Genomic DNA, 4,449 nt, shown 5'->3' on the forward strand with positions numbered 1-4,449 from the left:
CTTGGAAACGGGTCTGACTGATGGATTAGCTAGTTATCTTTCAGGTTCTGGCTCCACGGCTTTGGTATTTACCTACACAGTGCAGGAGGGAAGTGTTACCTCCGACTTGGATTATACCAGTTCTTACTCTTTAACATTGAACGGAGGGACCATACGTAATGTGGCTGATCAGGACGCTATATTGACTCTTCCCAGTCCTGGTGCAGCAGGCTCCCTAGGGGCCAATAAATCATTAGTTTTAGACGGAATTAGGCCTACAGCAACCCTTGTGGTGAGTGATACCCAGTTAATTCCTGGAGAAACGACTACTCTGACCACCACCTTTAGCGAAGCCGTTTCCGGCTTGACTGCAGCCGATTTCACCGTGGCAAACGGAACCTTGAGCGGCTTGAGTTCTGCGGACGGAGGAGTTACCTGGACTGCCACCCTGACTCCTTCCAATGGAGTAGAGGACCAGACCAATGTGATCACACTGGATAACTCGGGTTACACAGACCTTGCCGGCAATGCAGGCACAAGCACAACCAATTCGAACAACTATGAAGTGGATACCCGACGTCCTATTTCTGCCATAACCGTTACCGATACCCAGCTTTCGGTGGGAGAGACGACCACGGTTACGATCACGTTCAGCGAAGCTGTTTCTGGTCTGACTGTTTCCGATTTCACGGTGGCAAACGGAAGCCTGAGCGGACTAAGCTCTACGGATGGGGGCTTTACCTGGACTGCAACTTTGACTCCTGACAATGGAGTAGAAGATCAGACCAATATCATCACCCTAGACAACACTAGCTATCAGGATTTGGCTGGAAATACGGGTGCGGGAACTACCGATTCGAACAATTATGCAGTAGATACCCAAAGGCCTTCTGCCAACATTACAGTCAGTGATACCCAGCTTGGATTGGGAGAGACAACCACAGTTACATTCACTTTTAGCGAAGCAGTTTCCGGATTGACAGTTGCCGACTTCACGGTAGCCAACGGTAGCTTGAGCGGATTGAGCACTTCAGACGGAGGAGTTACCTGGACAGCAACTTTTACTCCGGATGCCGGAGTGGATGATGTTACCAACCTGATCACCCTGGACAACACGGGTTATCAGGACGCTGCCGGCAATGCAGGCACAGGCACTACGGATTCGAACAACTATGCGATAGATACCCGGCGGCCTACTGCCACCCTTGTGGTAAGTGATACCCAGTTAGCCTTGGGCGAGACCACTATTCTGACCATCTCGTTCAGTGAGGCCGTTTCCGGGTTGACTGCAGCCGACTTTACGGTAGCCAACGGGACTTTAAGTGGTTTGAGTTCCTCGGACGGAGGAGTTACTTGGACCGCTACGCTTACTCCTACCAATGGAGTGGAAGACCCGACCAATGTGATCACACTGGATAACTCGGGTTACACGGACCTTGCCGGCAATGCAGGCACAGGCACTACGGATTCGAACAACTATGCGATAGATACCCGGCGGCCTACTGCCACCATCACGGTTTCCGACACCCAGCTTACGGTGGGAGAGACGACCACGGTTACGATCACATTCAGCGAAGCTGTATCAGGATTGAGTCTGGGAGATTTCATCGTATCAAATGGACTCTTGGGGGCCTTTGATACCGATGACAACATAACCTACACTGCGATTTTGACTCCTTTGCCCAATACCGAAAGTGCGACCAATGTGATCCGATTGGATAATACGGGCTACCAGGATGCAGCAGGCAATACGGGTGCGGGAACTACCGATTCGAACAACTATCTGGTGGACACCCAGCCACCCTTGGTAAACACCCGGAATATCACCGTTCAGCTGAATGCTACTGGCACTGTCAGTATCCAGGCCAGCCAGGTTGATAACAACAGTACGGACGGATTTGGTATCCAGAGCATCACCGTCAGCCAAACCGACTTTGACTGCACGCATTTGGGCGACAATACGGTAACCCTGACCGTAACGGATGTGAACGGCAATACGGCTACAGGCACTGCCACGGTAACCGTGGAGGACAAGACCGCTCCGGTGGTAACTACCAGAAACCTCACGATCCAACTGGATGCGACTGGAACCGCCAGCATCACAGCAGCCCAGCTGAACAACGGAAGCACGGACGCCTGCGGAATCCAAAGTATTACGGTGAGCAAATCCGCGTTTGACTGCAGCAACATCGGGTCAAACACCGTAACGCTGACCGTAACGGATGTGAACGGCAATACCGCAACGGGCACTGCCACGGTAACCGTGGAGGACAAGACCGCTCCGGTGGTAATCACCAGAAACCTCACGATCCAACTGGATGCGGCAGGAACCGCCAGCATCACGGCAGCCCAGATTAACAATGGCTCCACCGACGCCTGCGGAATAGCGAGTCTTGCGTTGAGCAAGTCCACGTTTGACTGCAGCAACATCGGGTCAAACACCGTAACGCTGACCGTAACGGATGTGAACGGCAACTCGGCTACAGGCACTGCCACAGTAACCGTGGAGGACAAGACCGCTCCGGTGGTAACTACCAGAAACCTCACGATCCAACTGGATGCGACTGGAACCGCCAGCATCACGGCAGCCCAGATTAACAATGGCTCCACCGACGCCTGCGGAATAGCGAGTCTGACGTTGAGCAAGTCAACGTTTGACTGCAGCAACATCGGCGCAAACACCGTAACGCTGACTGTAACGGACGTAAACGGCAACTCGGCTACAGGCACTGCCACGGTAACCGTGGAGGACAAGATCGCTCCGGTGGTAATCACCAGAAACCTCACGATCCAGCTGGATGCGACTGGAACCGCCAGCATCACGGCAGCCCAGCTGAACAACGGAAGCACGGACGCCTGCGGAATCCAAAGTATTACGGTGAGCAAATCCGCGTTTGACTGCAGCAACATCGGGTCAAACACCGTAACGCTGACTGTAACGGACGTGAACGGCAATACGGCTACAGGCACCGCCACGGTAACCGTGGAGGACAAAATCGCTCCGGTAGTAACTACCAGAAACCTCACGATCCAACTGGATGCGACTGGAACCGCCAGCATCACGGCAGCCCAGATTAACAATGGCTCCACCGACGCCTGCGGAATAGCGAGTCTGACGTTGAGCAAGTCTACGTTTGACTGCAGCAACATCGGGTCAAACACCGTAACGCTGACCGTAACGGATGTGAACGGCAACTCGGCTACAGGCACCGCCACGGTAACCGTGGAGGACAAGCTTGCTCCGGTNGCAGCATCGGACAATTGTAAGCTGGTCAGTTTTACCCAAACCCCTCTGCCGGGTACAGTTTACTCCCAGCCGGGAGAAGTGGTGGTTACGTTGACGGCAAGAGACAGTTTTGATAATGAGACGAAGGTCAGCTTCACCATCACGCTGAGCAACCGACTGATTATTGGGCTGGAAAATCCGGAGATGATCACTGTTCCATGGAATACTCCTCCAGCAGCGATCAGCCTACCGGCCTCCGTCCGGGTGACGCTTTCAAACGGAGCGCAAACAGATCTTCCGGTGACCTGGAATTTGACAGGATATAATCCGCTGCTGGCGGCAGTGTACCCGTTGACGGGAACACTTCAGCTGGGCGATATCGAAAATCCACAGGACTTCAAACCCACCTTGCTGATTCTGGTACAGGATAAGATTCCTCCAACGGATATCGCTTTGTCCAACCGTGAGTTTGGAGCCAATACGTCCACCAATCAGGCGATTGGCACCCTGAGCACCACAGATGCACAGGACAATATCCACACCTACGGGCTTGTGAATGTGACGGGTAACGATGGGCAGTACTTCCGAATTGAAGGCAACCAGCTGTATCTGAACACCGTGGATCCCCTTCCGGGCAAAACCCAGTTTACGATTGTGGTGAGAAGTACCGACAGGGTGGGCAATTCGATCGAAAAAACCTTTGTGCTCAACAGAACCCGGATTCCGGTGGATGAGGTGGAGATTTTCAATTCCTTTACACCAAACGGAGACGGAATCAACGATACCTGGGGAATACCGGATTTGCAATACTTCCAAGGGGGCAGAGTACAGGTATTTGACCGAAGCGGCCAGCGGATATTCTACACCGAAAGCCCTGCCGACCGCTGGGATGGAACTTTTGAAGGAAAGGAAATGCCGGTAGGTTCCTACATCTGGATCCTGGAATCCAAAGAAACCGGGGAGGTTCGTAGAGGTGTATTGACGCTTTTGCGGGACTAACATTCGAATCAAGGGGAGGGAAGAACGGTTTTCGGATCTCCCCATTTTTCAACTTTCAATAAAAAAACAGCTATGAATCGAATCACACCTATCATCATCTTACTTCTTTTTGCACTACTGGGCATTGGGACGAATCTCCAGGCCCAGTCCCGGAAATTCTTCAGTCAGTTTTCCCATTTTCAGGGGTATTTTAATCCCGCACTTACCGGATATGAAGGAAGCGTGGTGAGAGGAATGGTCCGCAA

At 52.6% G+C, this 4,449-nt stretch carries 1 protein-coding gene; it reads left to right on the plus strand.

Annotated features, from left to right (window positions below; translation table 11 throughout):
* Positions 1-271: 271 nt before the first annotated feature.
* A complete protein-coding gene (locus D0X99_RS20130) occupies positions 272-4,204 on the plus strand; it encodes an Ig-like domain-containing protein (protein WP_449353858.1) in 3,933 nt (1,310 codons plus the stop codon).
* The last annotated feature ends 245 nt before the right edge of the window (positions 4,205-4,449 follow it).

Source organism: Algoriphagus lacus, from assembly GCF_003583985.1.
Taxonomy (GTDB): domain Bacteria; phylum Bacteroidota; class Bacteroidia; order Cytophagales; family Cyclobacteriaceae; genus Algoriphagus; species Algoriphagus lacus.